Annotated in this window: 23 protein-coding genes; 18 read left to right on the top strand and 5 right to left on the bottom strand. The window is 70.7% G+C overall.

Annotation, left to right across the window (positions count from 1 at the left end; all coding sequences use genetic code 11):
* Complete coding sequence (locus FB559_RS11765) at positions 1 to 975, top strand: aldo/keto reductase (protein ID WP_141955650.1); 975 nt, start codon at positions 1 to 3, stop codon at positions 973 to 975.
* Positions 976 to 1,020: 45 nt separating this feature from the next.
* Here FB559_RS11765 and FB559_RS11760 read toward each other — a convergent pair whose 3' ends face one another.
* Together FB559_RS11760 and FB559_RS11755 are read right to left on the bottom strand one after the other, a co-directional pair.
* On the bottom strand, positions 1,021 to 1,905 hold the full coding sequence (locus FB559_RS11760; protein WP_141955649.1) for an HAD family hydrolase: 885 nt from the start codon (positions 1,903 to 1,905) through the stop codon (positions 1,021 to 1,023).
* A 146-nt stretch (positions 1,906 to 2,051) separates the two neighbouring features.
* Positions 2,052 to 2,777: a sigma-70 family RNA polymerase sigma factor gene (locus FB559_RS11755; RefSeq protein WP_141955648.1), complete on the bottom strand. Its 726-nt coding sequence runs from the start codon at positions 2,775 to 2,777 to the stop codon at positions 2,052 to 2,054.
* Positions 2,778 to 2,951: 174 nt separating this feature from the next.
* On the opposite strand from FB559_RS11755, the gene FB559_RS11750 reads away from it, so the two are divergent.
* From FB559_RS11750 to hemL, 9 genes are all read left to right on the top strand, one after another.
* Positions 2,952 to 4,367 (top strand): putative quinol monooxygenase, encoded by a 1,416-nt coding sequence (locus FB559_RS11750; protein ID WP_141955647.1) that lies wholly within the window; start codon positions 2,952 to 2,954, stop codon positions 4,365 to 4,367.
* The gene (locus FB559_RS11745) at positions 4,360 to 4,608 is read left to right on the top strand and encodes a glutaredoxin family protein (RefSeq protein WP_141955646.1); all 249 of its coding nucleotides are present in this window, start codon (positions 4,360 to 4,362) and stop codon (positions 4,606 to 4,608) included. Before FB559_RS11750 ends, FB559_RS11745 begins: the two co-directional genes overlap by 8 nt.
* 307 nt (positions 4,609 to 4,915) lie before the next feature.
* Positions 4,916 to 5,620 (top strand): redox-sensing transcriptional repressor Rex, encoded by a 705-nt coding sequence (locus FB559_RS11740; protein ID WP_141955645.1) that lies wholly within the window; start codon positions 4,916 to 4,918, stop codon positions 5,618 to 5,620.
* Positions 5,621 to 5,758: 138 nt separating this feature from the next.
* The gene (locus tag FB559_RS11735) at positions 5,759 to 7,024 is read left to right on the top strand and encodes a glutamyl-tRNA reductase (protein ID WP_141955644.1); all 1,266 of its coding nucleotides are present in this window, start codon (positions 5,759 to 5,761) and stop codon (positions 7,022 to 7,024) included.
* 86 nt (positions 7,025 to 7,110) lie between these two features.
* A complete protein-coding gene (gene hemC, locus FB559_RS11730; RefSeq protein ID WP_141955643.1) occupies positions 7,111 to 8,016 on the top strand; it encodes a hydroxymethylbilane synthase in 906 nt (301 codons plus the stop codon).
* Positions 8,013 to 9,611 (top strand): bifunctional uroporphyrinogen-III C-methyltransferase/uroporphyrinogen-III synthase, encoded by a 1,599-nt coding sequence (locus FB559_RS11725; protein ID WP_141955642.1) that lies wholly within the window; start codon positions 8,013 to 8,015, stop codon positions 9,609 to 9,611. Before hemC ends, FB559_RS11725 begins: the two co-directional genes overlap by 4 nt.
* Positions 9,612 to 9,701: 90 nt before the next feature.
* Positions 9,702 to 10,688, top strand: coding sequence for a porphobilinogen synthase (gene hemB, locus FB559_RS11720; protein ID WP_141955641.1), 987 nt, complete (start codon positions 9,702 to 9,704; stop codon positions 10,686 to 10,688).
* A 290-nt stretch (positions 10,689 to 10,978) separates the two neighbouring features.
* Complete coding sequence (locus tag FB559_RS11715) at positions 10,979 to 11,569, top strand: bifunctional DNA primase/polymerase (protein ID WP_141955640.1); 591 nt, start codon at positions 10,979 to 10,981, stop codon at positions 11,567 to 11,569.
* Positions 11,566 to 12,882 carry a glutamate-1-semialdehyde 2,1-aminomutase gene (hemL, locus tag FB559_RS11710; RefSeq protein WP_141955639.1) on the top strand — a complete coding sequence of 439 codons (1,317 nt, stop codon included), beginning with the start codon at positions 11,566 to 11,568 and terminating at the stop codon, positions 12,880 to 12,882. Before FB559_RS11715 ends, hemL begins: the two co-directional genes overlap by 4 nt.
* Before the next feature lie 10 nt (positions 12,883 to 12,892).
* Here the strand turns inward: hemL and FB559_RS11705 are convergent, their stop codons facing one another.
* From FB559_RS11705 to FB559_RS11695, 3 genes are read right to left on the bottom strand one after another with little or no spacing between them, the layout of a single operon-like run.
* The gene (locus FB559_RS11705) at positions 12,893 to 13,810 is read right to left on the bottom strand and encodes a TIGR03619 family F420-dependent LLM class oxidoreductase (RefSeq protein ID WP_141955638.1); all 918 of its coding nucleotides are present in this window, start codon (positions 13,808 to 13,810) and stop codon (positions 12,893 to 12,895) included.
* Positions 13,807 to 14,676, bottom strand: a complete 870-nt coding sequence (gene dapA, locus FB559_RS11700; RefSeq protein WP_141955637.1) for a 4-hydroxy-tetrahydrodipicolinate synthase — start codon at positions 14,674 to 14,676, stop codon at positions 13,807 to 13,809. The genes FB559_RS11705 and dapA overlap by 4 nt, the downstream gene beginning before the upstream one ends.
* The gene (locus FB559_RS11695) at positions 14,673 to 15,569 is read right to left on the bottom strand and encodes an EamA family transporter (protein WP_141955636.1); all 897 of its coding nucleotides are present in this window, start codon (positions 15,567 to 15,569) and stop codon (positions 14,673 to 14,675) included. Before FB559_RS11695 ends, dapA begins: the two co-directional genes overlap by 4 nt.
* A gap of 73 nt (positions 15,570 to 15,642) precedes the next feature.
* Between FB559_RS11695 and FB559_RS11690 the strand changes: the two genes are divergently transcribed.
* The 8 genes from FB559_RS11690 to FB559_RS11655 all read left to right on the top strand — a co-directional run bounded on the left by FB559_RS11690 (position 15,643) and on the right by FB559_RS11655 (position 25,513).
* Positions 15,643 to 16,566 carry a LysR family transcriptional regulator gene (locus FB559_RS11690; RefSeq protein WP_141955635.1) on the top strand — a complete coding sequence of 308 codons (924 nt, stop codon included), beginning with the start codon at positions 15,643 to 15,645 and terminating at the stop codon, positions 16,564 to 16,566.
* A 148-nt stretch (positions 16,567 to 16,714) separates the two neighbouring features.
* On the top strand, positions 16,715 to 19,453 hold the full coding sequence (gene lanL / locus FB559_RS11685) for a class IV lanthionine synthetase LanL (protein WP_141955634.1): 2,739 nt from the start codon (positions 16,715 to 16,717) through the stop codon (positions 19,451 to 19,453).
* A gap of 241 nt (positions 19,454 to 19,694) precedes the next feature.
* The gene (locus tag FB559_RS11680; protein WP_141955633.1) at positions 19,695 to 20,327 is read left to right on the top strand and encodes a histidine phosphatase family protein; all 633 of its coding nucleotides are present in this window, start codon (positions 19,695 to 19,697) and stop codon (positions 20,325 to 20,327) included.
* 55 nt (positions 20,328 to 20,382) lie between these two features.
* Positions 20,383 to 20,955 carry a TlpA family protein disulfide reductase gene (locus FB559_RS11675; protein WP_246121528.1) on the top strand — a complete coding sequence of 191 codons (573 nt, stop codon included), beginning with the start codon at positions 20,383 to 20,385 and terminating at the stop codon, positions 20,953 to 20,955.
* Between the two features lie 25 nt (positions 20,956 to 20,980).
* Positions 20,981 to 21,712 carry a cytochrome c biogenesis CcdA family protein gene (locus FB559_RS11670; protein ID WP_141955632.1) on the top strand — a complete coding sequence of 244 codons (732 nt, stop codon included), beginning with the start codon at positions 20,981 to 20,983 and terminating at the stop codon, positions 21,710 to 21,712.
* Positions 21,712 to 23,295 carry a cytochrome c biogenesis protein ResB gene (gene resB, locus FB559_RS11665; RefSeq protein ID WP_141955631.1) on the top strand — a complete coding sequence of 528 codons (1,584 nt, stop codon included), beginning with the start codon at positions 21,712 to 21,714 and terminating at the stop codon, positions 23,293 to 23,295. The genes FB559_RS11670 and resB overlap by 1 nt, the downstream gene beginning before the upstream one ends.
* A 5-nt stretch (positions 23,296 to 23,300) precedes the next feature.
* Positions 23,301 to 24,269, top strand: a complete 969-nt coding sequence (gene ccsB, locus FB559_RS11660; protein ID WP_141955630.1) for a c-type cytochrome biogenesis protein CcsB — start codon at positions 23,301 to 23,303, stop codon at positions 24,267 to 24,269.
* Positions 24,270 to 24,346: 77 nt separating this feature from the next.
* A complete protein-coding gene (locus tag FB559_RS11655; RefSeq protein ID WP_141955629.1) occupies positions 24,347 to 25,513 on the top strand; it encodes a L,D-transpeptidase in 1,167 nt (388 codons plus the stop codon).
* Positions 25,514 to 25,564: the final 51 nt, after the last annotated feature.

Here is a 25,564-nt window from a genome sequence, read left to right as displayed (position 1 = left end):
ATGGAGAAGAGAGCACTAGGACAGCAGGGACTGCGCACCTCGGCACTCGGCCTGGGCTGCATGGGCATGTCCTGGGCGTACGGCACGCCCGACGACGACGAGTCCGTCGCCACCATCCACCGGGCGATCGAGCTGGGATGTGACTTCCTCGACACCGCCGAGTCGTACGGTCCGTGGGCCAACGAGAGGCTGCTCGGCCGGGCGCTGAAGGGCCGTCGCGACGAGGTGGTCATCGCCACCAAGTTCGGCTGGGAGTACACCCCGGAGGGCGAGCGGATCGGCCCGAACAGCCGCCCGGACCACATCCGTGAGGTGATCGACCAGCAGTTGACGCGACTCGGCACCGACCACGTGGACCTGCTGTACCAGCACCGGGTCGACCCGCAGGTGCCGATCGAGGACGTCGCCGGCACGGTCGGCGAGCTGGTCGCGGCCGGCAAGGTGGGCTACTTCGGCCTGTCCGAGGCGTCGGCCGACTCCATCAGGCGGGCGCACGCCACGTTCCCGGTGTCGGCGCTGCAGACGGAGTACTCCCTGTGGGAGCGCGGGCTGGAGCAGGAGATCCTGCCGACCCTGCGCGAGCTGGGCATCGGCCTGGTGCCGTACTCGCCGCTGGGGCGCGGGTTCCTGACCGGCGACGTCCGCCGTGCGGAGGACTACTCCGAGGATGACTACCGGCGCAACGACCCGCGTTTCCAGGGCGCCAACTTCGAGGTCAACGTGAAGGCGGCCGAGAAGGTAGGTGAGATGGCCTCGCGTAAGGGCGCGACGGTGGCGCAGGTGGCCCTGGCGTGGCTTCTTCACCAGGGCGACGACCTGGTGCCGATCCCTGGGACCAAGAGCCGGACGCGGCTGGAGGAGAACCTCGCGGCGGTCGACGTCGAGCTGACCGAGGCGGAGCGGGCCGAACTGGAGCTGCCGGTCTCCGGCGAGCGTTATCCGGAGGGGATGCTGCGGCTCATCGCGCAGGGCTGACCGCGGCGTCGCGAGGGCGTCCCCTCACCTCGGTGAGGAACGCTCTCAGCGGCCGCGGTGGTGGCGGCGGAGGGCGACTCCGGCGGCGACGCCGCCGACGAGGGCGCCGGTGCCGGCGGCGGCGGGGAGGGCGACCATCGTCACCTTGCGGCCGGTGCGGAAGTCGTGGATCGGCCAGTCGTGTTCGCGAGCGTGGTCGCGCAGGTCGCCGTCGGGGTTCACGGCGTGCGGGTGGCCGACCGTCGTGAGCATCGGCAGGTCGTTGAAGGAGTCGCTGTAGGCGGCGCAGCGGGACAGGTCGAGTCCCTCGTTCCTCGCCAGGGCGCGGACCGCGCCCGCCTTGGCCGGGCCGTGCAGGAGATGGCCGACCAGCCGTCCGGTGTACACACCGTCCTCCGTCTCGGCGACCGTGCCGAGCGCGCCGGTCAGGCCGAGGCGGTGGGAGATGATGCGGGCCAGTTCGACCGGGGTCGCGGTGACCAGCCACACCTGCTGGCCGGCGTCCAGGTGCTTGAGGGCGAGCGCGCGGGTGCCGTGCCAGATGCGGTCCGCCATCTTGTCGTCGTAGATCTCCTCGCAGAGGCTGACCAGCTCCTCGACGCGGCGCCCCGCCACGAATGCCAGGGCGGCCTCGCGCGCGGTGCTGATGTGCTCGGCGTTCTCCGCGCCGCGCAGCCGGAAGGCGACCTGGCCCAGGGCGAACATCCCCAGGTCGCGGAAGGTGAACAGCTTGCGTGCGGCCAGGCCGCGGGCGAAATGGTAGATCGAGGCGCCGCGGATCAGGGTGTTGTCGACGTCGAAGAACGCCGCGGCGTTCGGGTCCAGGACGATCGGCACCACGTCCTCGGCGGCGGCCGCGGCGGCGGCGGCCTCTCCCGCGAGTTCGTTGGCAACCTCGTCGTCATCGCTCCATGGCCACAGTCGACGCATGCTGACGAGACTAACCAGCAATCGCCCGCCGCGATCGGGCAGGTCCGTACGCGGCGCGTCGCGGGTCCGGTCCGGTGCGTGATGCCGCTCGGCGACCAGGCGTTGTGGTGCCGTGAGCCGTGGCGGGAGGTTTCCGGAGAGTCGCCTCAGCGGATCTCGGCGGGGAAGATGCGGGCCAGCGACCTGGTCGCGCGGTACTGAAGTGCCTTGATCGCGCCGGTGTTCTTGCCCATGACCTCGGCGGTCTCGGCCACGGACAGACCGTGCAGGAAGCGCAGCACCACGCATTCCCTCTGCTCGGAGCCGAGCTGGCGTACGGCCGAGAACAGGGCCCGGTGGGTGAAGGAGTCGAGCACGGCTCCCTCGGGGCCCTCCTCCCATCGGTCGGTCTCCAGCATCTCCGCGGTGCAGATCTCCAGGCGGTAGCGGCTGGACTTGAAGTGGTCGAGGACGATGTTGCGCGCGATGGTGACCAGCCAGGCGCCGAAGTCCTTGCCCTGCCAGGTGAACAGGCTCATCCGCCGCAGCGCCCGCAGGAACGTCTCGCTGGTCAGGTCCTCGGCCAGCGCGTGCGTCCCGACCCGGTAGTAGACGAACCTGTAGATCAGGTCGACGTACCGGTCATAGAGGACACCGAAGGCGTCGGACTCGCCGTCGCGGGCGCGCAGGACGACGTCGCGCAGCTCATCTCTGGCGGGGTCGGCCTGTGCCGGTACGGACTGCGCCTCGGCGGGCGAGGACCTGGTCCGCACCACAGCGGGCTGGGAGGTCTGGGGCCGCGCGCCCTGCGCCGGGGCGGTCTGGGGGGCCGGCCGGTGTCGCGTGGTCGCGTTGCCCATGAGGGCAGGGGGATCGAGGGTAAGGCTGCGCATGCAGTCCTCCTCGGGAACGACGCGGTCACAGGGCGTGTCGGAACATGCTAGATACTGGTGAGTAAGCTGGCAATGGTGATGTCAGGGTAAACAGACCCCTTTATCTGCTCTTTGCGGTTATGCCATGGCTCTTCGTTACCCGTCCGGGCGAACGATCGGGCACCATGGGGGACGATGGTCAACGTCGCTCTGGCGCTTCTGGCAGCCCTCGCGGCCCTCGGAGGCGCCGGGTTGCTGCTGTCGCGCACCCTTCCGGACCGGCGTATGTACCTGCTGGCCTGGTGCGGCACCCTTCTCGCTCTGGGGATCACGCTCGTCTCGATGACGATCGGCTTCGCGGCGGGCTTCGGGCCGGCGTTGTTGCGTTCCATGGAGCTGTTCGGCTCGCTGATCGCACCGCTGACCCTGGCTCTGGGCGTCGTCGAACTCATCGCCCGTACGGTGCAGGCGCGTTTCGCCGCGCGGCTCATCGCCGTGTCGTACGTGATCGTGGCCGTCGTCATCATCCTGCTCGACCCGATCATCGGCACCTTCGGCAAGAGCCTGCCGAAGGTGACCGGCCACTACTCGTCGCTGCCCGGCCTGGTGCTCGACGGGGCGCACATCTTCGCCGTCGTCTCGCTCGTCTCGTGTGTCGCCGTCACCGCGGTGCGCGGCAACAGGCGTGACCGGCAGGCGTCCGATGCCATGGTGACTCTCGCCATGGTCGCGCTCGCCGGAGTGCTCACGGTCGCCGCGATGCGCAGTCTTCTCCCCGGCCCTCTGGCGCCACTGGTGCTGGGCGGGGCCGCCACCCTTGTGTGGTTCGGTGCCACCCGGCTCCTGTCGGGCCGGCCGCACGACCATGACGACGAAGAACCGGAGCCGTACGAGGACATGTCGCGCTTTCGCAAGCAGCAATATGACGAGGACGGGCGGTACAACCCCGGCCCGCAATCCCGGCGGCCGAACCCCGGTCCCCAGCAGCCGGGTCCTCAGCAGACGGGTCCCCAGCACACCGGCCCGCAGAACCCCCAGCAGACGGGCGGCTACGACCGGCCGGCGTACGGGCGCGAAGGGCAGCCGTTCGCGCCGCCCCCGGCCCAGCCGCCGATGGGACAGTTTCCGGCGTTCATGGGCCAGTACGGCCGCATCATGATCTACACGTTGTTCGACGGGCACGGGGACGCCTTCGACCGGCTGGCGGCCGAGGTCGCGCACGCCGTACGCCAGGCCGAGCCCGGCACGCTCGTCTACGCCTGCCACACCGTGGACAACGCGCCCGACCAGCGGTTGTTCTACCAGCTGTTCCGTGACGCGAACTCCGTCGAGGCGCACACCCGGCAGCCGCACGTCCAGCGGTTCGCCCGCGAGGCACGGGCGCACGTCAGCGGCACCAACGTCATCGAGCTGACGGTCAGTGCGGGGAACATCGCACAGCCTGAGGCCCCCCGGGCGGACGGACCGGCGCAGGCGCAGGGGCACGGACCGGGGCCTGGACACGGTCAAGGACCGGGACCGGGACCGGGACCGGGGCACGGGCCGGGACCGGGGCCTGGCCACGGACCAGGGCCAGGGCCAGGACAGCCCGTACGCTGGCCGCATGCCTGACGAAACGGCGCGCGTCCTGCTGCTCGGCAAGCCGGGCTGCCACCTGTGCGACGACGCACGCGAAGTGGTCACCAGAGTGGCCGGTGAGCTCGGAGTGACGTGGGAGGAGCGCGACATCACCGCGTCCGAGGAGGACACCCGCCTCTACTGGGACCAGATTCCCGTCACGTTCGTCGACGGTGTCCAGCACGACTTCTGGAGAGTCGACGAGAAACGCCTGCGTGCCGCCCTCACCGCCTGACCAGGACGCCCGAGGAGGCCGTTTCGCAACGTCCAGGTGCCCGCGGAACGGCCCGTCGATGTCTGTTCGGTCACATCGCGGTCCGGATGAGAACGACTTGAAAGAAATGTGCGCGTCTGCGGAGGCCCGCATGAGCAGGGGAATCCGGGCTCCAAGAGGCCGGTGATGGTCACGCGGCCGGGGTTCCCGACTTTGTGCGTGTGTTCACAAGGGCTTAACCTGGATTGAGTCCAGGCGGTTGGTTCGCCGTGTGGCCCAGGGACCATACGTTACCGGCCGCGTGTCGAAACCCCTGAAAAGCAGGCCCGTGACACGTCGATCGACGCTCGGTGACCGGAACCGCGGCATCCCAGAGGCGACCGTGGCCCGGCTGCCGGTCTACCTCCGTGCCCTGCACGTTCTGGCCGAACGCGGCGTCGCCACCGTCTCCTCCGAAGAGCTCGCCACCGCCGCCGGAGTCAACTCCGCCAAGCTCCGCAAGGACCTGTCACATCTGGGCTCCTACGGCACACGCGGGGTCGGGTACGAGGTGGAGTATCTCGTCTACCAGATCTCCCGCGAGCTCGGCCTGACCCAGGACTGGGCGGTCGCCATCGTCGGCATCGGTAACCTCGGACGCGCGCTGTCGGGATACGGCGGCTTCGCCTCGCGTGGATTCCGCATGGCGGCGCTCCTGGACGCCGAGCCCGGCATCGTCGGTGAGCCGATCTCCGGTCTCACGGTCGAGCACATCGACGATCTCGAAACGGTCATCAAGGATAATGGGATATCAATAGCCGTTCTGGCCGTACCCGCGGCCGCGGCACAGGCAGTGTGCGACCGAGTGGTGGCGTCGGGAGTGACGAGCATTCTCAACTTCGCCCCAGTCGTACTCTCCGTGCCGGACGGTGTCGACGTGCGTAAGGTCGACCTGTCGATCGAGCTACAGATCCTCGCGTTCCACGAGCAGCGCAAGGCCGGTGGCCCGAGCGGCGTGGAGCAGGAGTACCTCGAGGCGGTAGAAGGCCCATGAGCCGAACGAGCACGTCAGCAGCCAAGAGAGCACGGCCCCCCGAAGGCTGCTCAGTGTCTCTGGGCGAGGTGGTGGCGGCATGAGTGAGCGCAGCGAGCGAAACCGTGCGCTGATCACTCCTCCGGCGGAGGAGAGCTCATGAGCATCCTTGTCGTCGGGCTGAGTCACCGCAGCGCCCCGGTCACGCTGCTCGAGCGCACCGCGGTCACCGCGGACGAGCTCGCCAAGCTGCTGCACGACGTGCACCAGACCTCCAGTGTCACCGGCGCCCTCGTCGTCGCCACGTGCAACCGGCTGGAGGTCTACGCCGACGTCGAGAAGTTCCACGCCGGGGTGTCCTCGATCTCCGAGCTGCTGTCGCGGCATTCGGGGGTGCCGCTGGACGAGCTGTCACGGCACCTCTACGTCCACTACGAAGAACGCGCCGTCCAGCACGTCTTCTCGGTGGCGTGCGGCCTCGACTCGATGGTCATCGGCGAAGGTCAGATCGCCGGCCAGCTCCGTACCGCACTCAAGATCGGCCAGGCGAACGGCACCGTCGACCGCGCACTCAACGAGGTCGTCCAGCACGCGCTGCGGGTCGGCAAGCGCGCCCGCAACGAGACCGGCATCGACCGCGCGGGCGCGTCGCTGGTCAGCGTCGGGCTGGGCCGGGCCGGCTCCCTGGAGGGCCGGCGGGCGCTGGTCGTCGGCGCCGGATCGATGAGCGCCCTGGCCGTCGCCACACTCGCCCGCGAAGGCATCGGCGAGGTCGTCATCGCCAACCGCACCCACGAGCGCGGCCTGCACCTGGCACGCTCGGCGGAGGTGCCGGCCCGGGCGATCGAACTCTCAGAACTGCCGTCCGCGCTGGCCGAGGCCGACATCGTCGTCTCCTGCACCGGCGCCATCGGGCTGGTGATCACCCCCGACATGATCGAGGGCCCGGTCTTCCTGCTGGATCTGGCGCTGCCGCACGACGTCGACCCCGCCGTACGCGAACTGCCGGGCGTCACCCTGGTCGCCCTGGACGACCTGCGCGACGCCGATGACGCGCCTGCCGCGTCCGACACCGAGGCCGTACGCCGGATCGTCTGCGAGGAGGTCCAGGCGTTCCAGCTCGGGCTGATCGCGGCCACGGTCGCGCCGACCGTCGTGGCGCTGCGCAGCAAGGCGGCCGAGGTGGTCGACTCCGAGCTGGGCCGCCTCGGCGGCCGGCTGCCCGGACTGGACGACAAGGCGCGCGAGGAGGTCGCTCAGACGGTGCGCCGCGTGGTGGACAAGCTGCTGCACGCTCCGACCGTACGCGTCAAGGAGCTGGCGGCCTCGCCGGACGGCGACACCTACACCGAGGCGCTGCGGGAGCTGTTCGACCTCGACCCCAAGGCACCCGAGGCCGTCATCCGGGCGGAGGACGTCCTGTGAGACCGGGAGCGAACCCGACGCAGCGAGCGGAGTGGCGGCTGAGGAACGATGCCGCCGCGGAGCGAGTGAGGAGCGGTGAGCGACCCATGAAACTCCGCCTGGGTACGCGGCGGAGCCTGATGGCCATGACGCAGTCGGGGCTCGTCGCCGACGCGCTCACCGCCCGTACCGGCCACGAGGTCGAACTCGTGGGCGTGACCACCGAAGGCGACGTCTCCAAGGCCGACCTCGCCCAGATCGGCGGCACCGGCGTCTTCGTCAGCGCGCTGCGCGAGAAGGTCCTCAGCGGCGAGGTGGACTTCGCCGTGCATTCGCTGAAGGACCTGCCGACGCTGCCGGCCGAGGGCATCACGCTCGCGGCCGTGCCCCTGCGCGACGACCCGCGCGACGCCTTGTGCGGGACGGCCAAGCTGGCCGACCTGCCGCGCGGCGCCCGCATCGGCACCGGCTCGCCACGGCGGATGGCCCTGCTACGCGGACTCCGGCACGACGTGGACGTGGTGCCGATCCGCGGTAACGCCGACACCCGTCTGCGCAAGATGACCGATGGGGAGTTCGACGCGATCGTGCTTGCCTTCTCGGGTCTGGTGAGAATTGACCGAGTAGAGGCGGTTTCGGAGGTTTTCGACCCGGCGCAGATGCTGCCGGCGCCCGGTCAGGGTGCCCTGGCGGTCGAATGCCGGGCCGACCGTACCGACCTGACAGAGATTCTCGCGACGCTTGACGACCCCGCCAGCCGGGCCGCCGTCACGGCCGAGCGTGCCCTGCTCGCCGGGCTTGAGGCGGGTTGTTCGGCTCCGGTCGGCGCATACGCTGCGTTGGAAGACCGAACACTGCATCTGATCGGCGTCGTTGCCGGGTACGACGGTGAACGACAGGTCCGATTGTCCAAAAGCGGCCACCCGGAAACGGCCGAGCGCCTGGGACGCGATCTCGCGGCCCAGATGATCGCCGAGGGGGCCGACCAGTTGATGGGGGAGCGCACATCTTGAGCCCCGCGAGCAAGAGCCCTGCCGCCGCGAGCGGCACGGCCAGGCCGGCCAAGAAGCCGTCCGGCCGGCCGGGCAGAGTGGCGTTTGTCGGTGTCGGCCCGGGAGATCCGGAGCTGCTTACGCTGAGGGCCATACGACTGCTCGGCGCGGCCGATGTCATCGTGGTGCAGGAGGCGACGGCCTCGCTGTTCTACCCGTACTTCAACCCGGACGCGGAGGTCCTCGCGCCCGGCACGGTCAACCCGGTGACACTGGCCCGTTCGGGCAAACTCGTGGCCCGCGTGTTCCTCGGTGACCCCGGAATCGGGTCGCCGTTGGCCGATGAGGCCAAGGCCTGCGCCAAGGGACGGGTGCAGTTCGAGATCGTCCCCGGCATCTCGGCCGTCACCGGAGTGCCCGCCTACACCGGCATTCCGCTGACCGACGGCAAGCACCGCGACGTCATGGTGGTCGACGCGCAGGAGGGCGGCGTCGACTGGAGCGCCTACACCGGCGCGGCCACTCTCGTGATCATCGGCGCCGAGAACACCATCGGCGAGGTGGCCAAGGGCCTGGTCGCCTCCGGCCGCCCCGACGCCACCCCGGTCGCGGTCACCTCCATGGGCACCACGACCGAGCAGTACACCGTCTCGTCCACCCTGGGCCGCGTGGGCCCGGACACCAAGCATCTCGACGCGCCCTTCGTGATCGTGGTCGGCGACGTCGTGAACTGGCGAGACAAGCTGTCCTGGTTCGAGACCAAGCCCCTGTTCGGCTGGCGGGTGCTCGTGCCGCGGACCAAGGAGCAGGCCGCTTCGCTGTCCGAACAGCTCCGCTCGTACGGCGCGGTGCCCGAGGAGGTGCCGACCATCTCGGTCGAGCCCCCTCGCACTCCGCAGCAAATGGAACGTGCCGTCAAGGGCCTGGTCACCGGGCGTTACGAATGGGTCGTCTTCACCTCCACCAACGCCGTGCGCGCGGTACGGGAGCGGTTCGAGCAGTACGGCCTGGACGCCCGGGCCTTCGCCGGGCTGAAGGTCGCCGCCGTCGGCGACCAGACCGCGGCGTCACTGGTGGAGTTCGGCGTACGGCCCGACCTGATGCCGGCCGACCAGCAGTCCTCCGAGGGGCTGCTGGAGGTCTGGCCGCCCTACGACAAGGACCTGGACCCGATCAACCGGGTGCTGCTGCCCCGCGCCGACATCGCCACCGAGACGCTGGTGGCCGGCCTGACCGACCTGGGCTGGGAGTGCGACGACGTCACGGCCTACCGGACCGTACGCGCCGCGCCGCCGCCGCAGCCGATCCGCGAGGCGATCAAGGGCGGCGGCTTCGACGCCGTGCTCTTCACGTCGTCCTCGACGGTGCGCAACCTCATCGGCATCGCCGGCAAGCCGCACAACGTGACGGTCATCGCGGTGATCGGCCCGCAGACCGCCGAGACGGCGAAGGAGTACGGCCTGCGCGTGGACGTCATGGCGGACAAACCGTCGGCCAGTGCCCTCGCCGAGGCGCTTTCGGAGTACGGTGCCAACCGCCGGGCGGCTCAGGTCGAGGCCGGTGATCCGCTTCGCAAGCCCAGCGAGATGCGCCGCGGTGCCCGGCGCCGCAAATAGCCGAAAAAGAGAGTCTTTGCCGTGACCGAGCGGGGCGAGGGAATCAGACAGCACAGTCCCCTGGTCACTTCCCCCGACGCAGGAGGCCACATGACCGCGAAGTTCCCCGTCGTACGTCCTCGGCGGCTCCGGCGCACTCCCGCGATGCGCCGCCTGGTCGCCGAGAGCCAGGTGCGGCCGGCGGACCTCGTCCAGCCCCTCTTCGTCAAGGAGGGCATCTCCGAGGCGCAGCCGATCACGTCCATGCCGGGCGTGGTGCAGCACACGAGGGACACGCTGCGGAAGGCCGCGTACGATGCCGCGGAGGCCGGGGTCGGCGGGCTGATCCTGTTCGGCATCCCGGCCGTCAAGGACGGCCGCGGCTCGGGCGCCGACGATCCCGCCGGGATCGTGCAGAAGGCTCTGCGCGACCTGTCGTCGGAGGTCGGCGACGCCACGGTGCTCATGGCCGACCTGTGCCTCGACGAGTACACCGACCACGGGCACTGCGGCATCCTCACCTCCTCCGGCGAGGTGGACAACGACGCGACGCTGGACCGGTACGCCTCGATCGCGGCGGCACAGGCCGCGGCGGGCGCCGAGGTCGTCGCGCCGAGCGGCATGATGGACGGGCAGGTGGCGGCGATCCGCTCCGCCCTCGACGGCGCCGGCTACTCCGGTGTGTCGATCATGGCCTACGCCGTGAAGTACGCCTCGGCCTTCTACGGGCCGTTCCGCGAGGCCGCCGAGTGCGCACCGCAGTTCGGTGACCGGGCGGCGTACCAGCAGGACCCCGCCAACGCCGAGGAGGCCATGCGCGAGGCCGCCCTGGACATCGACGAGGGCGCCGACATGGTGATGGTCAAGCCGGCGATGACCTACCTCGACATCGTCCGGCGGGTCCGCGACTCGGTGCAGGTGCCGGTGGCGGCCTACCAGGTCAGCGGCGAGTACGCCATGGTCGAGGCGGCGGCGGCCCAGGGCTGGGTGGACCGGCGGCGCATGATCGACGAGACCCTGACCTCGATCCGCCGCGCGGGTGCGGACATCATCCTGACTTACTGGGCCACGGAGGTCGCGCGCTCGCTCGCGCACTGACGGAGAGCGCGAACGACCGCTGAGAGGCCGGGCCGGCCTCCGTGCGACCCGAACTCATAGCGTTGTGTCCATCCTGTCCCACGCCTCTATCACGTCACTCTCAAGCCGCTATGAAACACACGTCTCCGCGGCGACGGCGTGTGGACCGGGGACACGCCTAGGTCACGTGTTCGCCGCTATCCCGGGGTTGTTGCGATCCGCCGCCCACCGGCGCGCCATCATCGGTGGTAAGAGGTGGAGGGGGAGCGGACACTTTGGGAACATCCGTCACAAAGCGTCAAAAAGTGCAAATGGGGGCCGCGGCTCAGGAGTACGCGGCCCTCGGCTGGCCCTGTTGTCCTGGCGCGCACTCGACCACCGACGGCACGCGAGCCTGCTCGTGTGACCGCGTCGGCTGCCCGTCTCCGGGTGCGCACCCGTCGTCACAGGTGTGGCAGTTGCAGGCCACGATCGACGCGGACCGCGTCGGCCAGTGGTGGGCCGGCGATCCGGACGCCAACATCATCCTGCCGACCGGCCGGGTCTTCGACGTCTTCGACGTGCCGGCGTCCGCGGGACGGCTCGCGCTGGCCCGCATGGAGCGCGATCGTGTGCCCGTCGGCCCGGTGGCCGCGATGGGTGACGAGCGCTACCTGTTCTTCGTCGCCACCCGCGGCGCGCCGGTCGACGAGGACGAGTGGTGGTCCTGCCACCTGGACACCGTGCCCGAGAGCGTCGTGGAGACCCCTGGGATGCGCTGGCACTGCCGTGACAGCTATGTGGTCGCCCCGCCGTCGGTGCTGCCCCTCGGCCGCGCCGTGACCTGGGTCAACTTGCCCGAAAACGCGACGCTGCCCGACCCCGTGCGCATCCTGGAGATCCTCGCGGACGTCTGCGTATGACTTCTGAAAGACTCGAAGGCGTGACTTCGGACCAGATCTCCCAAGCGTTGTTCGAGCGGGCCGGCGCGGTCATACCCGGCGGAGTGAACTCCCCCGTGCGCGCCTTCGGTGCCGTCGGTGGCACCCCCCGGTTCATCGCCTCCGCCCGTGGCCCGTACCTCACCGACGCCGACGGCAACGAGTACGTCGACCTGATCTGCTCGTGGGGGCCGATGATCCTCGGCCACGCGCACCCGGCCGTGGTCGAGGCCGTGCAGCGCGCCGCCGCGCTCGGCACCTCCTACGGCACCCCGACCGAGGGTGAGGTCACGCTCGCCGAGGAGATCGTCGCGCGTACCCCGGTGGAGCAGGTACGCCTCGTCAGCTCGGGCACCGAGGCGACCATGTCCGCGATCAGGTTGGCCCGCGGCTTCACCGGCCGACCCAAGATCGTGAAGTTCTCCGGCTGCTACCACGGCCACTCCGACGGGCTGCTCGCCGCGGCCGGGTCGGGCGTCGCGACGTTCGGCCTGCCGGACTCGCCCGGCGTCACCGGCGCGGCCACCGCCGACACCCTCGTGCTCGGCTACAACGACCTCGCCGCCGTCGAGGAGGTATTCGCCGAGCAGGGCGACCAGATCGCCTGCGTCATCACCGAGGCGTGCCCGGCCAACATGGGCATCGTGCCGCCGCTCGACGACTTCAACCTCCGGCTCAAGGCGATCTGCGCGCAGTACGGCGCACTGCTGATCATGGACGAGGTGCTCACGGGCTTCCGTGTGTCCCGCTCCGGCTGGTACGGCATCGACGGTGTGGCCGGTGACCTGTGCACGTTCGGAAAGGTCATGGGCGGCGGGCTGCCCGCCGCGGCCTTCGGCGGCCGGGCCGAGATCATGTCCAGGCTCGCCCCGGCGGGTCCGGTGTACCAGGCCGGCACGCTCTCGGGGAACCCCCTGGCCACCGCCGCCGGCCTCGCCACCCTGCGGGGCGCGACCGACGAGGTCTACGCAAGGATCGACGGCGCCGCGGCCACGGTGGCCGAGCTCGCCTCCGACGCCCTCACCAAGGAGGGCGTGGAGCACCGGTTGCAGGTCGCCGGCAACCTGTTCTCGATCTTCTTCGCACCGGGGAAGGTCCGCGACTTCGACGGCGCGCAGCAGCAGGACACCCGCCGCTACGCGGCGTTCTTCCACGCCGCGCTCGACCGAGGGGTGTACCTCCCGCCGTCCGCGTACGAGGCGTGGTTCCTCTCGGCGGCCCACGACGACGCGGCACTGGGCCGCATCGCCGAGGCGCTCCCGCACGCGGCGCGAGCCGCCGCCGAGGCGGAGTAAGAGCCCTCGGTCAGGGCGCGAGCGCCTCGAGGATCTCCTTGGCGCGCTCGGTCGCCGACTCGGTCGTGACGTCGGGGGAGCCGACGAGCGGGTCCCAGTTGAGGTCGTAGTACAGCTCGGTGACGCCCAGCTCGCCGAGCCAGGCCGCGTCCTCGCGGATCTGCTCGTACGATCCGGACAGCCGCTTGCGCTCGCCCGAGTCGTCCCGTGCCTCCTGGCCGGCGCGTACGACCCCGCGTACGACGACGCGGACGGCGTCCGGATCCTTGCCGGCCTCCTCGGCGGCGTCGCGCACGATCCCGATCTGCTCGTGGATCTTGGTCAGGTCGGTGGCGCTGCGGCTCATCCAGCCGGCGGCGAGACGGCCCGCGCGCTTCAGCGCGGCGTCGACCGCGCCGCCCAGGAGGACGGGTGGGCCCGGTTTCCGTACCGGTTTGGGCGCCATTCGGCTCGGCGGGACCGTGTAGAACTCACCGTCGTACGAGCTGACCTCGTCCGCCCACAACGTGTGCAGCGCGGCGAGAAAGTCCTCCGCGCGTGCCCCGCGGCGCTCCATCGAGACTCCGCTGGCCACAAACTCCTCGCTCTGCCAGCCGGTGCCCAGCCCGAGGTCGAAGCGACCGCCGGACAGGACGTCCAGTGTGGCCGCCTGCTTGGCGAGGTAGGCCGGGGAGACGAACGGCAGGTTGACCAGGGCGACGCCGAGCCGGATACGTGACGTACGCGCGGCGGCGAAGGTCAGCGCGCCGATCGGGTCGAGGACGCTGTGGTAGACCGGGGCCATCTTGGACTTGTCGGCCGGGATCAGCAGGCGGTGGAAGGCCCACAGGGAGTCGTATCCCAGCTCCTCGGCGCGGCCGGCGAAGTAACCGAGGTTTTCCGGGCTTGCCCATGCGCCCGCCACAGGGGCGCCGAATCCGATCTTCATGCCGCCAATCCTTTCAGTGCGTCCATGGCCGCGCCGAGCGAGGCCGGAGCGGGTGCCCGCAGCGGCGCGCGTACGCCGGGGTGCTCGATCAGCCCGGTTTCGGCCAGCACCGCCTTGATGACGCCCGGCGACGGCTCGGCGAACAGGGCGCGCGTCAGCGGCAGAAGAGCGTTGTGCAGGTTCCCGGCACGTCCGGCGTCACCCGCAGCTGCGGCCTCGGCCATCGCGGCGAACGCGGCCGGGGCGACATTGGCGGACGCCGCGATGCCACCGGCCGCGCCGAGCGTCAGCATCGGGAACAGGAACGCGTCGTCGCCTCCGAGCACGCCGTCGGCGTGCGCGAGCAGGGTGAGGGTGTCGGCGTCGATCGCTCCGGCGCAGTGCTTGACGCCCGCGACGTGGTCGGCGGCCAGCAGCCTGAGCAGCGTCTCCACGCGCAGCGTCTTCCCGGTGCGGTAGGGAACGTTGTAGACGATCAGCGGCACCCCGGCCGCCGCGCCCACGGCCGCGAAGTGCTCGACCACGCCCTCGTCGGAGGGGCGCAGGTAGTACGGCACGAGCACGAGCAGGAGGTCGGCCGCCTCGGCACGCATCTCGGCCTGGCGTACCGACTCGTCGGTGCCGATGGTGCCGGCGCCGATCGTGAGCGGTGTGCGGTGGGCGTCGCTGACCTTCCGGCAGGTCGCGATGACCGTGAGGCGCTCGTCCTCGGTCAGCATCGGTGCCTCTCCGGTGGTGCCGAGCGCGACCAGGCCGGCGGCGCCCTGGTCGAGGACGTGGTGGGCGAGGCGTTCCAGCGTGGCGGTGTCCACCGCGCCGTTCGCGGCGAACGGGGTCACCAGCGGGACGTGGATGCCGCCGATCATCGCGTACCTGCCAGTTGCGGAAGGGGCGCGGGCGCGGCGGCCCGGCGGCGGATGCTGCCCAGGGCGACTCCGCCCACGATGAGCAGGGCCGCGATCGTGTCCGTCATGGTGATCGGCTCGCCGAGCAGGAGCGCCGCCGAGGAGATGCCGAACGGGGGGACGAGCAGGGAGTACATGCCGACCTGGCCGGCCTCGTAACGGCGCAGCAGCCAGCCCCACGTCCCGAAGCCGACCAGTGTCGAGACGTAGGCGACGTAGAAGAGCGCGCCCAGGCCACCGGCCGAGATGTGCGCGAGCGCGTGCAGATCGGCCCGCGGGCCTTCGAACACCATCGACAACGTCAGCAGCGGGATCGGCGGCACGAGGCTGACCCAGACCATGAACGCGAACGCGTCCGGCGGCCGCGCCTTCCGCAGGCCGATGTTCGCCAGCCCCCACATGCCCGCGGCGGCGATGCACAGCGTGAAGGCGAGCAGCGGGCTGCCCTGGCCGAGCGACAGTCCGATCAGCGCGATCCCGGCGAACGCCACGACCATCCCGGCCAGCTGGGTCCGCCGCGCCCGCTCGCGCAGCATCACGGCCGCGAACATCGCGGTGAACAGCGCCTGTGTCTGCAACACCAGCGAGGACAGACCGGCCGGCATGCCGATGTGCATGCCGATGAACAGCAGCCCGAACTGGCCGACGCCGAGCGGCAGCCCGACGAGCAGGAACCAGCGCCACGGGATCGCGGGGCGACGTACGAACAGGACCGCGGGGAAGGCGGCGGCGACGAAGCGCAGCCCGGCGAAGAACAGCGGAGGCAGCGAGGCGAGGCCGACGTCGATCACGACGAAGTTGACGCCCCAGATCGCGGCGATCATCACCGCGATGGCGACGTGGCGAGGTTTCATATGGCCGATGCTGGCCTGGTCCACTGTTAAGAACAAGCGACTATCTTTTAATGGGTATATGTAGCATTACTTCATGCTTGATCTGGATCGACTCCGCGCCCTCAGTGCGGTGGCGACGTACGGCTCAGTGAGCGCCGCCGCCGACGTGCTGCACGTGACCACATCCGCCGTCTCGCAGCAGGTGGCCAAGCTCGAACGCGAGACCGGGCAGAAGCTCCTCGAACGCAACGGCCGTGGGGTACGCCTCACCGACGCGGCCGCGCTGCTCGCGACGCACGCCGAGCGCATCCTGGCGATGGTCGAGGAGGCCGAGTCCGACCTGGAGGCCCAGCGCGGCGAGGTCGTCGGCGAGCTCGCGATGGCGGCGTTCCCGACCGCGGCGCGCGGCCTCGTACCCCCGGCCCTGGCCGCCCTCGCCCGGCAGCATCCGCGGCTGCGGGTGTGCCTGCGCGAACAGGAGCCGCACGCCGCCGTGCCCCTGGCCGTACGCGGTGAGATCGACCTCGGCATCGTGCAGGACTGGTTCAACGTCCCCCTGGCCATCCCGGACGGCCTGGTCAAGGCGTCGCTGGTCGACGACATCGCGGACGTGGCGCTGCCGGCCGGGCACCCGCTCGCCGGGCGGTCCGTGATCGACCTCGGCGAGCTGCACGGCGAGTCCTGGATCGCCCAGTCACCGGGCGCGATCTGCCGCGACTGGCTGGTCCACACGCTGCGCTCGGCCGATCTGGAGCCGCTGATCGCGCACACCGCCGACGAGTACGCCACGCAGCTCGCGCTCGTCGCCGTGGGGCTGGGCGTCTCGATCGTTCCCCGGCTGGGGCGCTGCGACATCCCGGAGGGTGTCCGCGTCATCCCGGTACGGCCGGCGCTCACGCGTCACGTGTACGCGATCTGGCGCGCCGAGGCGGCCCGCCGCCCGGCCATCCGCGCCGCGGTCGCCGCTCTCCGTGCCGCGGCTCCGATGCTGATCGAGCCCCTCGCCGAGGCCGGCTGACCGCCGGCCTCTCTCGGCGATCGGATGTCCCAAAATGGGGCTATTGCGCGAACTGACGGGCCGGTTTACCATCCGTAAAGTCCGAGCTTGACCCCTGTCGGCGACCGCGGGCGGAGGACTGGCCTTGTCGGCGTTACGTCATTCGTCCATGCCTCAGCCGCGGCGGCGGGAACCCTCCTCGAAGGACGACCCCACGCCCTTCTTCCAGGTCGTGGCCGCGCACCTGCGGTCCGGCTGGCGGATCGACCGGGCCGGAACCTGGACCCGCGTCGCCCCGTCCGGCTCCGGGCTGCGGGCCCAGGGCTGGAAGATCCACCTGTCGGCCGTGCCGTCCTCCGCGCAGCAGGTCTTGGAACGTGCCACGCCCGTGCTCGTGGCGGCCGGCTGCCCGTTCAAGTTCGCCGCGTCGCCGGGGGAGGTCGCCCGGCTGAACGGACGGCACTTCGACCGGGGCGCGGCCGGCAAGTTCCTCACCGTCTACCCGCCGGACGACGACGGCCTGCCGGAGCTGGCCGGCGCCCTGGACGAGGCGACCGAGGGCCTGCCGGGACCGCGCATCCTGTCCGACCGCCCCTTTCGCACCGGGAGCCTGGTGCACTTTCGCTTCGGCGGCTTCGTACGCAGGCTGCGGCTGGCCGCCAACGGCGTCTACGAGCCGGTGGTGACGGCGCCCGACGGCACGTGTGTCGCCGACCGCCGCGCGGCCTGGTTCGATCCGCCGTCCTGGGCGCCCGCCAACCCCTTCCCCGAGCCCCCGCAGGGCGCGCCGGGCGCTCCGCGCGGCGTGCTGGTCGGTGACCGGTTCCTGCTGCGCGGCGCGATCCGGCACGCGAACAAGGGCGGCGTCTACCGCGCCACGGACCAGCGGACCGGTGAGGAGGTCGTGGTCAAGCAGGGCCGGCGGTACGTCGAGGTACGCCCCGACGGCGGGGACGTACGTGACCTCCTGCGCAACGAGGCCCGCGTTCTGGATCGGCTCGCCCCGACCGGCGTCGTGCCCCGCGTCCACGCCCTGCTCGAACTCCCCGAGCACACCTTCCTCGTGGTGGAGGCCATCGAGGGCGTGTCGCTCGCCGTCCACCTGCAGCGGCTCCACCGGGGACGGGCCGGACGGCCCGATCCCGAGGAGGTACGGCGGACCGCGGTACGGCTCGCCGACCTCGTGGCCGCCGTCCACCGCGAGGGCGTCGTCATCCGCGACCTGACCCCCGCCAACGTCCTGGTGCTCCCGGACGGCGGCCTGCGCCTGATCGACCTGGAGCTGGCGGGCGTACCGGGCCAGGACGCCGTCCCCGGTGGTTCGCCCGGCTACGCCGCGCCGGAGCAGTGGACCGGACGCCGTACGAGTCCGGCCGCCGACCTTCACAGCCTCGGCGCGATCCTGTTCGCCCTGGCGACGGGGGCCGAACCCCTGCTCGCCGCCGACGACGAGCGTGACGCGCGGTCCCGCGTCGCCGGCTGGCTGGAGCGCGCCGCACGCGACAACCCCACGGCGGCCGAGCTCGGGCCGCTGATCCTCGGGCTGGTCCACGAAGATCCCGGCCGTCGTCCGCCTCTCGACGCGGTACGGGAGGCGCTCCACGGGGGGACGAGCCTTCCGGCGAGGACGCACGACGACACCGGGCGCCTGCTCGACGACGGCCTCACCCACCTGATCGCCTCCGGTGGCCTCGGCACGGATCCGGACCGCGAGGCGGAGCCCGGGACCGAGCGCTGGTGGCCCGCCGACCTGTTCGGCGCCACCACCGACCCGTGCAACGTCTACTACGGCGCGGCCGGCATCCTCGGTGTGCTGGCGGCGGCACACGGATATCGGCCCGGCCCCGAACTGAGCGCCGCCACCATCCGCGCCGCAGGCTGGCTCGAGCGCCATGCCGCGCGGGAGCCCGAGGTCCTGCCCGGCCTGCACTTCGGACGGTCGGGTACGTACTGGGCGCTGCTGGAGGCGGGCATCGCGCTCGGCGACGAGGACCTCGTCGCCCGGACGGCCGACGCCGCCGAGCGCCTTCCGGTGGCCGGTCCGGTGCCGGACGTCAGCCACGGGATCGCCGGGTCGGGCCTGACCGCCCTGCGGTTCTGGCGGCACACGGGGCGCGAGTCGTTCCTGCGGCAGGCGGGCGAATGCGCCGACGCGCTGCTCGGCGCGGCCGTCCGCGGGGACGAGGGCGTCGCCTGGCCGGTACCCCCGTACCCTCCGCATCTGCCCGACGGCGCCACCCATCACGGGTTCGCGCACGGAACCGCGGGCATCGCCGCCTTCCTGCTCGACGCCGCGATCGTCACCGGGCGGGCGGACTGCCTGGCGGCCGCGCGTCTCGCGGGCCGCACGCTCCACGCCGCCACGCTGTGGGGTGACGGCGGCACCGCCCGGTGGAGCGCCGGTCCGGCCGACCAGGTCCCGCTGACCGGCTGGTGCAGCGGAGCCGCCGGCGTCGGAGGGTTCCTGCTGCGGCTGTGGCGGGTGACCGGTGAGGCGGACCTCCTCGCCGCGGCCAGAGGTGCGGCCGCCGCCGTACGCCACGACGTCTGGCAGTCGCGGCCGGTCCACTGTCATGGCACGGCAGGCTCCATCGAGTACCTGATGGACGTCGCCGAGGCGACCGGGGAGGAACGCCACGCGACCTGGGCCCGCGAGGCCGTCTCGGCCATGGCCGCCCGCGCGGTCGTCCGCGACGGGCTGCTCCTCACCCCGGACCACAGCGGCGTCGAGGTGTTCCCCGGCTGGGGCGTCGGCACGGCGGGTGCCGTCGCCGCCCTGCTGCGGCTGAACGGCGTACCGCTCCGGCTGTTCATGCCCCCGCTCCCCGGCGCGGTCGCCGGGCCGCCAGAACGTGCGGCGCCGTGCCGCACTGATCGAGTCCATCCCCCCGAAAGGAAGTCCCCATGATCACCAGCAACCTGGACGAACTGCAGCGGCTGCCCGAGGAGAGCGTGGCCGAGGACCGGACGCCGTGCATCCCCGCCGCGGCGGACCGCGTCCCCACCTGGACGACCGTCTGCTGACACCCCTGACAGGTCGGGGCCTTCGCACGCGAGGGCCCCGATCACGTCCTCGCTGCCGAATCTTCACCGACGGTCTCCACCCGCCTGGCTTCGCGGTGCCGGCCGCCCGGTAGTCTGAGGCGGCCATGAAGACCATCGTTCATCTCCTCCGCCACGGCGAGGTGCACAATCCGCAGGGTGTCCTCTACGGGCGCCTGCCGGGCTACCACCTCAGCGATGACGGGCGGCTGATGGCCGACGCTGCGGCCAAGTGGTTCGCCGGGCGTGACATCACCGTGCTGTACTCCTCCCCGATGGAACGCGCCCAGGAGACGGCGGCGCCGATCGCCGCGACGCTCGGGCTGCCGATCGGGACCGACGAGCGGCTGATCGAGGCCGCCAACCACTTCGAGGGCCATACTTTCGGCGTCGGTGACGGATCGCTGCGCCGCCCCGAGCACTGGCCCTTCCTCTGGAACCCCTTCCGTCCCTCGTGGGGTGAGCCCTACGAGGAGATCGCCCGCCGGATGCTGGCCGCCATGGCCGACATACGCGAAGCCGCCGCCGGGCACGAAGCGGTGTGCGTCAGCCACCAGCTGCCCATCTGGGTGACCCGCCGCAAGATCGAGGGACGCAGGCTGTGGCACAACCCGGCACGGCGTCAGTGCGGCCTGGCCAGCGTCACGAGCATCACCTACGACGACGGCCGGGTGGTCAAGGTCGACTACGCCGAGCCGGCCGGGGAGCTGTCGCGCCGCCCCAGTGTTCCTGGCGCCTGACCCCTCGGGCACAATAGGACCAAGTACTACGCCCTGTAGTAGTAGGAGCTTCCCCGTGATCCGTCGTGTTCTGACCGTGCCGGCCGTGATCCTTCTCGCCGGCGCCCTCGCGGGCTGTGCGGGCGCGTCGGCAGTGCAGAGCGGTGGCCCGGGCGACTCGCGGTACGTCGCGGGCGACGGCGCCAGTGAGCTGATCAAGGACCGCAAGCCCGCGCCCGCCGTCAAGGGCACCGCGCTCGACGGCACGCCGCTCGGCCTGGCCGACTTCAAGGGCAAGGTCACGGTGGTCAACTTCTGGGCGTCCTGGTGTGCGCCCTGCCGCGCCGAGGCGCCGACGATGCAGAAGGTCTACGACGAGACCAAGGCCTCCGGCGTGCAGTTCGTGGGCGTCGACATCAAAGATGGCAAGGACAACGCGCAGGCGTTCCTCCGCACCTTCAAGATCACCTACCCGAGCCTGTTCGACCAGGCGGGGCAGATCGCGCTGTCGTTCCGCGACATTCCGCCCAACGCCGTGCCGTCCACGCTCGTCATCGACCGCCGGGGCACCGTCGCGGCACGCACCATCGGCAGCGTGTCGTACACGTCCCTGAAGGACATCGTCACCCGGCTCGTGGCCGAGAAGTGATCCGGACAGGCGAGGAGCACACGAGGTGAGCACGGTTACCGACGGCTCCCTGGTGCTGGCGTTCCCGGTCGCGGCGGCGGCCGGCCTCGTCTCCTTCCTGTCCCCGTGCGTACTCCCGCTGGTGCCCGGCTACCTGTCCTACGTCACCGGCATGAGCGGCGCCGACCTGGCCGCGCAGCGACGGGGACGGCTGCTGCTGGGCGTCGCGCTGTTCGTCCTCGGCTTCACGGTCGTGTTCGTCAGCGCCGGGCTGGCCTTCGGCGGCTTCGGCGCGCTGCTGCAGCGGCACGCCACCGTGCTCACCCGGGTGCTGGGCGCGATCACCATCGTGCTGGGCCTGGCGTTCATGGGATTCGTCCCCGGCCTGCAGCGCACGGTCAAGTCCAGCCGCCTCCCGGCCGCGGGCGTGGCCGGCGCGCCACTGCTCGGCATGCTGTTCGGGCTCGGCTGGACGCCGTGCATCGGGCCGACGCTCGCCGCCGTACAGGCGATGGCCTACAGCGAGGCGAGCGCGACCCGCGGGGCGCTGCTGTCGTTCGCGTACTGCCTCGGCCTGGGACTGCCGTTCCTGATCACCGCGCTGGCCTACCGCAGGGCGCTGGGCGCGTTCGGCTTCGTCAAGCGGCACTACCAGGCGGTGATGCGCGTCGGCGGCGGGTTGCTCGTCACGATCGGGGTGCTCCTGGTCACCGGTGCCTGGACCGACCTCACGATCAAGATGCAAGGCTGGGTATCCGGCTTCAAGACGGTGATCTGATGACTGCCAGCACGGACGCCCCAGAGGCGCAGACCTCACCTCAGGCCCCGAAGGAGCGGCCGGAGGGCATCGGCCTGGTCGGCTGGCTCCGTTGGGGCTGGCGGCAGCTCACCTCGATGCGCACGGCACTCGTCCTGCTGTTCATGCTCGCGCTGGGCACCGTGCCGGGGTCGTTTCTGCCGCAGCGCCCGATCGCGCCGGAGAAGGTCAGCACGTTCTTCGACGCCCACAAGACCATCGCGCCCTGGCTCGACCGGATGTCGCTGTTCAACGTGTTCGCGGCGCCCTGGTTCGCGGCCATCTACATCCTGTTGTTCATCTCCCTCGCCGGCTGCGTGCTGCCGCGGTCCTGGCAGCACTTCGAGCACATCAGGTCGAGGCCGCCGCAGGCCCCGCGCCACCTTGGCCGGCTGCCGCAGACCGCGTCCTACGAGACCGACGCCGCGCCCGGCGAGGTGCTGGCCGAGGCCGCGAAGGTATTGGGCGACCGGCGGTTCCGCACCGACGTGCACGACGACCACGTCGCCGCCGAAAAGGGATACCTGCGGGAGACCGGAAACCTGGTCTTCCACCTGGCGCTGCTCGTCCTGCTGTTCGCGGTCGGCTCCGGCGCGGCCTTCGGCTACAAGGGCAACGTCCTGGTGACCGAGGGCGAGGGTTTCTCGAACTCGCTGACCTCCTACGACGCCTTCAAGGGCGGCCGGAGTTTCTCCTCCTCGGGGCTGCCGCCGTTCACCGTCTGGCTCGACTCGTTCAAGGCGGCCTACCTCTCCACCGGTGCCAACCGGGGCCAGCCCACGGAGTTCGCCGCCAAGATCCGCTACCAGAAGAACCTCAAGGCGCCGGTACGCCCGTACGACCTGCAGGTCAACCACCCGCTCAACATCGACGGCGCGCGGGTCTACCTGCTCGGTCACGGATACTCGCCGCGGTTCACCGTCCGCGACGGCAAGGGGCAGATCGCCTTCGAGGGCGCGGTGCCGTTCCTGCCGACGAACGAGGCGACGTACGCCTCCGAGGGCGTCATCAAGGTCCCCGACGCCCAGCCGGACCAGCTCGGCTTCATCGGGCTGTTCTGGCCGACCGCCGTCCCGGACGCCCAGGGAAAGGTCACCTCGGCGTTCCCCTCCCCGTGGAACCCCCAGGTGGCGCTGTTCGCGTTCAAAGGCGACCTCGGCCTGGCCAACGGCGAGCCGCAGTCGGTCTACCGGCTCGACACCGCCAAGCTGAAGCCGCTCATCATGGGGCCTGCGGTCAAGCCGCTCGCCGTCGGCCAGACCGAGACGCTGCCGGGCGGCGCCGGATCGGTCACCTTCGACGGCTATCGGCAGTACATCACCATCCAGGTCAACCACGATCCCGGCCGCGTCCCCGCGCTCGCCGCGGGCATCGTCGCGATTCTTGGCATCGTCACCTCGTTCCTCGTACGTCGCCGCAGGATGTGGGTCCGTGCACGGGCCACAGACGGCGGGCGTACGGTGGTCGAGATCGGCGGGCTGACTCTAGGCGGCACGACACCGGAGTTCGACGCGATCGCCGAGCGGCTCTCGGGGGCCGCTCCCACAACCCCTGACGAGGAGTGACGACCATGGTCGACACCCATCTGGCGAACCTGAGCAACCAGTTGATGCTCGGAGCCGTGCTGGTCTACGTCGTGGCCATGGTCGCGTACGCCGCGGAGGTCGCCTTCGCCCGTCGTGCCGAGGCCGACGTACCGGAGCAGGCCAAGGTGCTGGTCGGCGCGGGCGGTCCGGAGACCGGTGAGGTCGAGGCCGACGACGTGCCTGAGGCGGACGACGTGCCTGAGGCGGAGGAGCGCCGCAAGGTCGACTGGGGCCGTTTCGCCATCCTCATGAACGTCATCGCGTGGGGCCTGCACGGCGCGGAGATCGTCACCCGCGGCATCGCCGCGGACCGCGTGCCGTGGGGCAACATGTACGAGTTCGTGTGCGCGATCACGTTCGCCGCGGTCACCGTCTACCTCGTGATGCTCTGGCGCCACCGGATCAGCTGGCTCGGCCCGTACCTCATGGTGGCGGTCCTGATCGCGCTCGGCGTCGCCACCATCTGGCTCTACGACGACCCGGGTCCGCTCCGCCCGGCGCTGCACTCGTACTGGATCGCCATCCACGTGACCGCCGCGGTGACCGCCACGGGAACGTTCGCGGTGGCCGGCCTCGCGACTGTCCTTTATCTGGTCAAGTTGTATGTTCCGGCCAAGCCGGGCGGGATGCTCGACCGCGTCCCCCGCCCCGCGGTGCTGGACTCCCTGGCACACCGGACGATCATGTTCGCGTTCCCGATCTGGACCTTCGCGATCATCGCCGGAGCGATCTGGGCGGACTCCGCGTGGGGCCGCTACTGGGGCTGGGACCCCAAGGAGACCTGGTCTTTCATCACCTGGGTTGGCTACGCCGGCTACCTGCACGCCCGCGCCACCGCGGGCTGGCGAGGGAAGAAGGCGGCGATCGTCTCGCTGATCGCGTTCGGGTGCCTGCTGTTCAACTTTTTTGGAATCAACTATCTGGTTTCAGGGTTGCACTCGTACGCCGGGTGATTTTCTAACCCCAACTGGCAAACATTTTGCGCACCTAGTGCGTCTCATCCGCTGTGGGCAAAGCTGGGAGGACTCGGGTGAGTAATAGGCGGTCGGCCGTCGCGTTGATCATGGCGGCACTGCTGGCGGGCGCGTGCGCATGCACGAGCAGCGAGGCGGGCACGAACGGTAAGAACGGCACGAAAGCGCCCGACGCGCAGGTACGGATCACGCCGGTGGACGGTACCGCCAAGGCACGCCCGGACCAGGGGATCACGGTCGCGGCGGAGGGTGGCAAGCTCGACCAGGTCAGCGTCGTGTCGGGCAACAAGCCCGTACCCGGCGCCTTCAACGCGGACCACACGCAGTGGAAGACCACCTGGACGCTCAAGCCGGGCGCGGCTTACGCCGTCAACGCCTCTGGCAAAAGCCCCGAGGGCAAGGCCGTCAGCGCGACGAGCAAGTTCACCGCGCAGAAGGCGACTCAGACGTTCTCGATCAGCGACGTCACGCCGATGCCGGGCGAGAAGGTCGGCGTGGGCATGCCGATCATCGTGACCTTCGACAAGGCGATCGCCAACCGGGCGTACGTCGAGAAGGCCCTGGAGGTCAAGTCCGACAAGAACGACGTCGGCGCGTGGCACTGGATCTCGGACCAGCAGGTCGTCTACCGCACCCAGAAGTACTGGCAGCCGCACCAGAACATCACCTTCACCGCCCACATGGCCGGCGTACGCGGGCTGAAGGGCGTCTACGGCACGCAGGACGTCACCAAGTCCTTCAAGATCGGCGCGTCGAACATCACCGTCGCGAACAGCAAGACGCACTACATGAAGGTCAACCACGACGGCACGGTGAAGAAGTTCCCGATCAGCACGGGCATGGGGACGACGCGGGAGTACACCACCGCCAGCGGCATCCATCTCACCAAGGAAAAGGCGACGATGGTGCACATGGTGTCGCCCGGGCGTAAGAAGGGCGACCCCGGCTACTACTCCGAGGACATCCCGCTGGCGGTGCGGATCAGCGACCGCGGCGAGTACATCCACGAGAGCCCCGGCCAGTTCTACGCGCTGGGCCACAGCAACATCAGCCACGGCTGCGTTCGTACGTCGCCGACCGGTGCCCGCTGGTTCTACAACATCGCCCAGCGCGGCGACCCCGTGAACGTCACCGGCACCGACCGCAAGCTGGAGCCGGGCAACGGCTGGACCTTCTGGAACCAGTCCTGGACCAGCTGGGTCAAGGGCAGCGCGCTGCACTAGGCCGACCCGGCCACCCGGCCTACGCCGACAACGCCCCGATGGTGCCCCGAG

This window comes from Actinoallomurus bryophytorum (assembly GCF_006716425.1).
In the GTDB taxonomy this organism is placed as follows: Bacteria; Actinomycetota; Actinomycetes; order Streptosporangiales; family Streptosporangiaceae; genus Actinoallomurus; species Actinoallomurus bryophytorum.
This window is presented reverse-complemented; position numbering and strand designations above follow the sequence as displayed.

What these genes read in the sequence shown, in the direction of transcription:
- FB559_RS11765 (WP_141955650.1), top strand. Translation starts at nt 1, where the DNA reads ATGGAGAAGAGAGCACTAGGACAGCAGGGACTGCGCACCTCGGCACTC.
- FB559_RS11760 (WP_141955649.1), bottom strand. Translation starts at nt 1,905, where the DNA reads ATGCGTCGACTGTGGCCATGGAGCGATGACGACGAGGTTGCCAACGAA.
- FB559_RS11755 (WP_141955648.1), bottom strand. Translation starts at nt 2,777, where the DNA reads ATGCGCAGCCTTACCCTCGATCCCCCTGCCCTCATGGGCAACGCGACC.
- FB559_RS11750 (WP_141955647.1), top strand. Translation starts at nt 2,952, where the DNA reads ATGGTCAACGTCGCTCTGGCGCTTCTGGCAGCCCTCGCGGCCCTCGGA.
- FB559_RS11745 (WP_141955646.1), top strand. Translation starts at nt 4,360, where the DNA reads ATGCCTGACGAAACGGCGCGCGTCCTGCTGCTCGGCAAGCCGGGCTGC.
- FB559_RS11735 (WP_141955644.1), top strand. Translation starts at nt 5,759, where the DNA reads ATGAGCATCCTTGTCGTCGGGCTGAGTCACCGCAGCGCCCCGGTCACG.
- hemC (WP_141955643.1), top strand. Translation starts at nt 7,111, where the DNA reads ATGAAACTCCGCCTGGGTACGCGGCGGAGCCTGATGGCCATGACGCAG.
- hemB (WP_141955641.1), top strand. Translation starts at nt 9,702, where the DNA reads ATGACCGCGAAGTTCCCCGTCGTACGTCCTCGGCGGCTCCGGCGCACT.
- FB559_RS11715 (WP_141955640.1), top strand. Translation starts at nt 10,979, where the DNA reads ATGGGGGCCGCGGCTCAGGAGTACGCGGCCCTCGGCTGGCCCTGTTGT.
- hemL (WP_141955639.1), top strand. Translation starts at nt 11,566, where the DNA reads ATGACTTCTGAAAGACTCGAAGGCGTGACTTCGGACCAGATCTCCCAA.
- FB559_RS11705 (WP_141955638.1), bottom strand. Translation starts at nt 13,810, where the DNA reads ATGAAGATCGGATTCGGCGCCCCTGTGGCGGGCGCATGGGCAAGCCCG.
- dapA (WP_141955637.1), bottom strand. Translation starts at nt 14,676, where the DNA reads ATGATCGGCGGCATCCACGTCCCGCTGGTGACCCCGTTCGCCGCGAAC.
- FB559_RS11695 (WP_141955636.1), bottom strand. Translation starts at nt 15,569, where the DNA reads ATGAAACCTCGCCACGTCGCCATCGCGGTGATGATCGCCGCGATCTGG.
- FB559_RS11690 (WP_141955635.1), top strand. Translation starts at nt 15,643, where the DNA reads ATGCTTGATCTGGATCGACTCCGCGCCCTCAGTGCGGTGGCGACGTAC.
- lanL (WP_141955634.1), top strand. Translation starts at nt 16,715, where the DNA reads ATGCCTCAGCCGCGGCGGCGGGAACCCTCCTCGAAGGACGACCCCACG.
- FB559_RS11680 (WP_141955633.1), top strand. Translation starts at nt 19,695, where the DNA reads ATGAAGACCATCGTTCATCTCCTCCGCCACGGCGAGGTGCACAATCCG.
- resB (WP_141955631.1), top strand. Translation starts at nt 21,712, where the DNA reads ATGACTGCCAGCACGGACGCCCCAGAGGCGCAGACCTCACCTCAGGCC.
- ccsB (WP_141955630.1), top strand. Translation starts at nt 23,301, where the DNA reads ATGGTCGACACCCATCTGGCGAACCTGAGCAACCAGTTGATGCTCGGA.